The following is a 6,971-nucleotide window of genomic DNA, read 5'->3' as shown; positions in this document are numbered from 1 at the left end:
TGTGGAGTTATAGGAGGTTGTTCACTCGGCCCTAATCGGTCAGATTGGGTGTGCGAAAACTCAACTGCCGAGGGAGGACCGAGTGAACATCCATAGCAATGCCAGATTGACCCTGGTTCGTCGAGAGGAGTTGGTGAGGCGCGTGGAGGCCGGAGAGCCGCCGAAATCCGTGGCTGCGGCGCTTGGGGTTTCTTTGCGAACAGTTTACAAATGGCTCTTGCGCCACAGGGCTGGCGAAGGGTTGCATGATCGCTCTTCTCGTCCGCGCCGCAGTCCAGCCGCACTTGCCCCGGACGAGGTGGAGCGGGTTGCCCAGTTGCGGCGCCAGCGGTTGACGGGTCCACGCATAGCTGACCAACTCGGGTTGCGGGTGGCGCGGGTGCACCGGGTGCTGCGCCGTCTGTCGATGAACAGGCTGGAAAAGCTGGACATAGCCCCGCCGCCACGTCGGTATCAGTGGGCAAGACCGGGCGACTTGCTACACATCGACATCAAGAAGCTGGGCCGATTTGAGCGGCCCGGGCATCGGATTCATGGCGACCGGCGACGCGGCCATACGCGCGGCGCAGGCTGGGAGTTCGTGCATGTGGCCATAGACGACGCCAGCCGCATTGCGTTTGCCCAGATCCTGGCCGATGAACGCCAGCAAAGCGTGGTCGCCTTCCTCATGGCGGCCCTTCGCTTCTACTCCTCGCTGGGAATTACGGTGCGGCGGGTAATGACGGACAACGGCAGCGGCTATGTGTCCAAAGCCTTCGCCCAGGCCTGTGCAACACTGGGGCTGCGGCACATCCGCACCAGGCCCTACACACCGCGCACCAACGGCAAGGCCGAACGCTTCATCCAGACCGCCCTTCGCGAATGGGCCTACGCCGCTTCCTACCCGTCCTCGGACGCAAGAGCCAGCGAGTTGCCCCGCTGGCTCTATGAATACAATTGCTTCAGGAATCACTCCGCGTTACAGAACAAACCACCCATATCCAGGCTGGGGCGGAGTGTGAACAACGTCTTGCAACTCCACACCTAGCTGAGCACCTGGTCGCTGAACTTGCCCACCCCGTATTCGCTGCGGCGGAAGAAGCGCTCGGGGCTGGGGCCGATGATCTGCATCTCCGGGAACTTGCGCTGCATGTCCAGGGCGATGCGCATCTCCTTGGTGCAGCCGGTGGAGAAGGTCGAGTCCTTCCCGGCCCAGACCGGCGGGACGCGGCTGCCCATCAGCTCGAAGCTGCGCTCGATGTCCTGGGCGGTCTGGAAGCGCCAGACCTGGATCTGCCCGCTGCGCTGCACCGTCTCCCACATGAACATCAGGTCGTCGGCGTCCATGCCCTCCTCGAAGTGCTCGGCGGGGTTGATGATGAAGGCGTGCTCCAGCTTGGCCCGCAGGTCGCGCACAAAGGTGTCCACCACCTTGATGGCCGTGGAGGTCTGGCCGGGGATGGAGCCGATGATGGCGCTGTAGAACATCACCGTCTGGCCCTGGGAGCGCGCCTGGCGCATGGCGGCGATGAGTTCCTCGGCCTTGTCCAGCAGCTCGCGCTCGCTGAATTTCACGGCCGAGTCGGCCTTGGGCTTCACGCGCAGGACGAAGGTGCCGTCCCACTGGCGGTGGAAGCTGACGATATCGCGGGTGAACTCCTGGGAGGTGCGCAGCAGGCGGCGGTGCTGCGGCTCGCCCTTGGCCAGGATCAGGTCCGCCTCCTTCCAGGCCCGGGCGAAGGTCACGCTGGTGCGGTAGAGGTTCAGCTCCTCGCGGGTGCCGTCGGAGACGATCAGCAGCGGGTGTTCGCGCATGGCGCGCAGCAGGGCGTTCTTGCTGGCCCGGTTGTCCTCCATGAAGTGCGCGCCCTCCAGGTGGCGGTGCAGCACCGGGTCGTGGAAGCGGTCCCAGAAGGTCGGGCCGTCGAAGTGGAAGCCCTCCTTGAGGGCCAGCACCACCCGGTGGCCCTGGCGGATCAGGGCGCGTACGATCAGCAGGTCGAACATCAGCCCGCCCGCCGTGTCGGGCAGGTAGAGGATCTTCAGCCCCTTGCCGCGGCCCCGGGCGAAGGTTTCGGCCAGCAGCCGCGTGGCCTCGGGGTTCTCCAGGTCGCGGTCGCGGATCTTCTCGCAGGCGGCCTGGTAGTAGGGGCCGGTCCAGATGCCGGACATGGTCGAGAGGATCATCAGCCGGGTCAGCTCGATCATGTCCAGGTCGAAGCGGAAGTCGGTCAGGCGGCGGCAGGCCAGGGCCTCGCCCGGGCAGACGTTGAGCAGGCGGTCCAGCTCCGGGGAGGCCACGGCCTCCTGGGCCTGGGCGTTGTAGCGGGCCTTGATGCCCCGGTAGGGGTCCACCTCGCCGCACAGGGACAGGAAGATGGTGATGAAGCGCTTCATCAGCCGCGAGGGGATGATGATCGGCGTGGTCTGGACCAGCCGGTACTTGTGGCTGCACAGCATGAGGATGCGCTTGCGCAGGGCGCGGTCGCCCACGAACCGGCGCACCAGGGCCACCAGCGCCAGCCATTTGATGTGGTATTCGCGGCGCAGCTCGGCGTCCATGCGCGAGCTGAGCAGCAGGGGCAGGCGCCGGTCGGAAAACGGGCCGTACACCGACTGCTCGTCGGGCAGGGCGACCATGAAGCGGATCTGCTCCGGGGAGGCGTTCTTTTCGGGGTCTATGGTGTGGTCGAGGTTGTTCTCGGTCATGAAATGCAAGAGCCAGGCGTCCAGCCGGGGCGAGCGCCCGTAGCGCAGGTTGGCCACGGAGGTGAAGCCGTAGTCGGGGGTCATTGTCGCTCCTGGGTTGTGTTTTCGCCGTTCGCGGGGCGCAGGATACGTCCAAACGCCGCGAAGTTGAATCATTTTTCCGGGCCCTTGGCCGTTGCGGTTGTGGCCCGGGGGGGAGTTGTGCTATTTTGCGCCCGTGCGCCGAACCCTGTTGCCCGGGCGTCCCCTGCCGTGAAGCGATTCTGCCTCCCGCCCCGCCTTCTTCCGCCCTTCGGGGCGGCGGCCCCGGTCCTGTGGGGCCTTGTCCTGCTGGCGGCCCTGGCGGGCTGCGCCAAGCCGCCCCTGCCGGGCTACGGCCCGGGGGCGCGGGCTGGCGCCCCCGCTCCGGCCGCCGCGCCCCCCGCCGCTTCCGCCGCGCCCCCCGCCGCTTCCGCCTCGCCCGGGGCGGCGGCGGAGACCGCCGCCATCCCCGCCCTGCCCGAGGGCTGGGGCTTTGTGGACGTGACCTGCCGCCAGGGCCAGAACAGCGGGCGCGGCGTGCCCGACACGCTTTTCGGCTGCCTGCTCCACGCCCGCGAGGGCGCCCGGGGCACCGTTCTGCTGCCCCGGGGCGTCTACCTGGGCCATGTGGCCGGGTTCATCGCCCAGGCCCTCAAGTACTACCACGTCGAGGATAATTTTCAGGAAATCTACGATTGCCGCATCGTTCTGCTCTTCCGCCCGGCCACGCGGCAGGAGCGCGAGGACGCGCGCACCGGCAAGCTCGGGCGCCTGGGGCTGGGGGTGGCGGGCGAGGTTGCCCTCACGGTGGTCGCCGGGGCGCCGCTCATCCCCATCGTCGCGCCCCTGACCTTCGTCTTCGAGAGCGTGAGCGAGGACCTGCGCTTCCAGGAGTTCCGCCGCCACGCGGCGCGCAGCGGCCTGCCCGCGCCCAGCAGGCGCGGCGACGAGATCGTCGCCGGGGAGTATGCCCGGCGCTACGCCGAGTACTGGGCGGCCCTGGGCGGCGGCGCGGACGGCGCGGACGGCGCGGACGAGGTGCCCGACCTGTATGTGGTCCAGCACTGCTCCCTGCAGGGCGCGGGCGGCCCGCCGCTGACGCTGGTTTCGGGGCCCGGCGGGCCGTGGGGCGGGGGCGAGTAGCGTCGCGGCCCCGGAACGGTTCGGGGATTTCAGGGAAAAAGCAGTCGGCCTTGGGGCGCTGGCGCTGAAGGACCGGCGGCGCATTGTGCGGACGCGGCGCCGGGCGCCCGCCTCGAAGCCCATGCCGGGCGCCGTGGCCGTGCCTGCTGGGGCGGAATGTGAACAACGTCTTGCAACTCCACACCTAGTCCGAGGCCGGGGGGCGCTCCAGCACGGCCCGGGCCACGGCGTCGGGGTCGATGTCGCGCATGCAGCGCTCGGCCCGGCGGCAGCCCCGGCCCCCGTGCAGCGAGCAGGGGCGGCAAGGCAGGGCCGCCTCGAGGACCACGTCGTGCGGGCCGCTGGGCGCGAAGCCCCAGGCGCGCACCGTGGGGCCGAACAGGGCCACCACCCGTGTGCCCACGGCGGTGCCCAGGTGCATGGGCCCGGAGTCGCCGGTGACCAGGGCCTGGCACTGGGACAGGATGGCGCAGGTCTGGCGGATGTCCGTGGCGTTGGTCAGGTCCGTGGTGCCCTCGGGCGGGGCCACGGCGAAGAGGGGCTCCTTGTGGCGGCCGACGACCACCGTCTTCCAGCCGACCATGCCCAGCCGTTGGGCCAGGGAGTGCCAGTGGCCCGTGGGCCAGCGCTTGCCCGCGTGGGTGGCGTAGGGGTGCAGCGCGCACACGGGCACGCCGTCGCCCAGCCCGGCCACCAGGTCGCGCCCGTAGGCCAGCTCGGCCTCGCTCAGGTGGATCACCGGGCGCAGGGCCTTGCGGGGCGGGGCCTGGTCCAGCGCGGCCAGGGCGTAGCGCTGGGGCACGTTTGTCCGCTCCAGGTACGCGCCCAGCCGCTGGGCGCGCGTCAGGCCGAACAGGCGCCGCGCCAGGGCCAGCTTGGGCGCGCGCAGCACCGGCCCGTGCCACAGCGCGCCCAGGGCCCGCGAGCGCAGGGTGCCGTGCAGGTCGAGCAGACCGAAGCCCTCGTGGCGCGCGGCCAGGTCGCGGCAGGCCTTCAGCCACTGCGCCCCGCGCAGGGCCCCGGGCTCGGGCAGCACCAGCCGGCGTACCGAGGGCAGCCCCTGAAGCGCCGGGGCGAAGGCCGGGCGGGTCAGGAAATGGAACTCCCAGCCCAGGGTGCGGTGCAGGTGCTCCAGCAACCCGGTGGCCAGCACCACGTCGCCCAGGGCGCTCAGGCGCACCACCAGCCAGCGCTCGGGCAGGCCCCCGGCGCGCACCGGGCTCACGGCGCCGTCCCCATCTGCGCGGCCACCGAGGCGAAGGCCATTTCGGGGGTCACGTCGCGCATGCAGCGGTGGTGCCCCTGGGGGCAGGCGCGCGGCCCGTGCAGCGAGCAGGGCCGGCAGGGCAGGTCCACCTCCAGCACCGTGGAGCGCTCCCCGCGCGGGAAGAACCCGAGCTGGCGCACCGTGGGCCCGAAGATGGCCGTCACCGGCACGCCCTGGACCCAGGCCAGGTGCATGGGGCCGGAGTCGCCCGTGAGATAGCAGCCCAGGCCGCCGATATGCGCGGCCAGGTCCGGCAGGGGCAGCGCCCCGGACAGGTCGGCCACGCGCTCGGCCTTGTGCGGCGAGGCCGCCCCCGCCAGCACCCCGCGCGCCAGGGGCTCCTCCCCGGGCCCGGCGAAGAGCGCCACGCGCATCCCCGCCGCAAGGGCCATGTCCAGCACGCGGCTGAAGTATTCCGGAGGCCACTGCTTGGTGGGCCAGGTGGAGCCGGGGTGGATGCCCAGCACGGGCTCCCCGCCCAGGGCGGCGAAAAAGGCCGCCGCGCGCTCCCGGGCCGGGCCGGGCAGCACCAGCCGGGGCTCGGACACGGGCGCAAGCTCCAGGGGCTCGGCCAGCCGCAGCAGGCGCTCGACCTCGTCCAGGCGCCGGAAGGCGCGGTCCACGGTGTGGGTGTAGAAATACTGGTTGGCCAGGGGCCGCGAATAGCCGATGCGCCGGGGCGCGCTGGACCAGCGGGCCACCAGGGCGCTGCGCAGGCTGGTGTGGGCCGAGATCCACAGGTCGAACCGCTCGCGGGCCGCGGCCCGGCCCAGGGCGTAGGCCCCGGCCAGCCCCGACTGCCCGCCGCGCTTGGCGAAGCCGTGGACGCGCGCCAGCTCCGGCTGGGCCGCGAACAGCCCCTCCAGCCCCGCGCGGACATAGAAATGGATTTGCGCCCCCGGAAAGCCCCGGGCCAGGGTGTGGACCAGGGGCAGGGTCAGCACTGCGTCGCCCAGGAAGGCGGTGTTCCACAGGGCGATCTTCATGGCCGGGCCTCCCGGGCGCCCGCGCCCCGGGCCAGCAGCCAGTCGGCCGCGCCCGCCAGGTCGCGGGCCAGCAGGTGCGGCTGGCCCGGGGCGCGCGGGGCGATTTCCCGCCAGGGGCCGCGCGGCTCGGCCAGGCCCATGCGCGCGGCGTGGGCCGCGCCCTTGCCCGTGAGCACCAGGATCGAGGCCGCCAGCCCGGCTGCCAGCCCCAGGCCGACATCGGCGTCCTTGTCGCCGACCATCGCCGTGGCGGCGGGGTCCAGCCCCTGGGCGCGCGCAAGGGCCAGCCACATGCCCGTGGCGGGCTTGCGGCAGGGGCAGGCCGCCTCGGGGGCGTGGGGGCAGTGGGCCACGCCCGCAAGGCGCACGCCGAACTTTGCCAGCAGTTCCTCCAGTCGGGCGTGCACGGCGCGCAGGTCGGCCTCGGTGAAGCGGCCGCGCCCGATGCCCGACTGGTTGGAGGCCAGGTGCAGGCGCACCCCGGCGCTGGCCAGCCGGGCCAGGGCCTGCCCGGCCCCGGGCAGCAGCTCCACGCCAGCCGGGTCGGCCAGGTAATGGCGGTCGACGATGATGGTGCCGTCGCGGTCGAGGATGAGGTCGGTGATGGGTTTCATGCGCGCTGCCGGATGCGGGAGCCCTGGGGGCGATACCGCCCCTATGTGTGTCATGGCGGCGGTTTCGTCAAGGGACAGCCCCGCGCCCGGGGGCCTTGACGCGGCCGGGAAGCCGCGTCGCCTGGGGCTTTTGTGCAAATATTGTCTCTTGCGCGGGGGTGGGCGCTTTGGTACATCCGCCTGTAGATATGGTGATGGACGAACCCGTGAGCGACGACCCCGCCCCTGCCGACTGGCGCCCCGAGGCGTCGG

At 71.5% G+C, this 6,971-nt stretch carries 6 protein-coding genes; 2 read left to right on the top strand and 4 right to left on the bottom strand.

Annotation, left to right across the window (positions count from 1 at the left end; genetic code table 11):
• Positions 1-82: 82 nt before the first annotated feature.
• Positions 83-1,027 (top strand): IS481 family transposase, encoded by a 945-nt coding sequence (locus tag M0P34_RS12425; protein ID WP_291499606.1) that lies wholly within the window; start codon positions 83-85, stop codon positions 1,025-1,027.
• Here the strand turns inward: M0P34_RS12425 and M0P34_RS12420 are convergent.
• On the bottom strand, positions 1,024-2,772 hold the full coding sequence (locus M0P34_RS12420; protein ID WP_291499604.1) for an ARMT1-like domain-containing protein: 1,749 nt from the start codon (positions 2,770-2,772) through the stop codon (positions 1,024-1,026). The two genes, M0P34_RS12425 and M0P34_RS12420, sit on opposite strands and share 4 nt — an antisense overlap.
• A 168-nt stretch (positions 2,773-2,940) precedes the next feature.
• Here M0P34_RS12420 and M0P34_RS12415 point away from each other — a divergent pair, with 168 nt between their 5' ends.
• Positions 2,941-3,852: a hypothetical protein gene (locus M0P34_RS12415; RefSeq protein ID WP_291499602.1), complete on the top strand. Its 912-nt coding sequence runs from the start codon at positions 2,941-2,943 to the stop codon at positions 3,850-3,852.
• Between the two features lie 184 nt (positions 3,853-4,036).
• Here M0P34_RS12415 and M0P34_RS12410 read toward each other — a convergent pair whose 3' ends face one another.
• Genes M0P34_RS12410 through M0P34_RS12400 form a run of 3 tightly spaced genes read right to left on the bottom strand, consistent with a single transcriptional unit; the run spans position 4,037 to position 6,719 of the window.
• Entirely contained in the window at positions 4,037-5,077 is a 1,041-nt protein-coding gene (locus M0P34_RS12410; protein ID WP_291499600.1) for a glycosyltransferase family 9 protein, read from the bottom strand.
• On the bottom strand, positions 5,074-6,105 hold the full coding sequence (locus M0P34_RS12405; RefSeq protein WP_291499598.1) for a glycosyltransferase family 9 protein: 1,032 nt from the start codon (positions 6,103-6,105) through the stop codon (positions 5,074-5,076). Before M0P34_RS12405 ends, M0P34_RS12410 begins: the two co-directional genes overlap by 4 nt.
• A complete protein-coding gene (locus M0P34_RS12400; protein WP_291499596.1) occupies positions 6,102-6,719 on the bottom strand; it encodes an HAD family hydrolase in 618 nt (205 codons plus the stop codon). Before M0P34_RS12400 ends, M0P34_RS12405 begins: the two co-directional genes overlap by 4 nt.
• Between the last annotated feature and the right edge of the window lie 252 nt (positions 6,720-6,971).

It is taken from the genome of Desulfocurvus sp. (assembly GCF_023230885.1).
GTDB lineage: Bacteria > Desulfobacterota > Desulfovibrionia > Desulfovibrionales > Desulfovibrionaceae > Desulfocurvus.
This window is presented reverse-complemented; position numbering and strand designations above follow the sequence as displayed.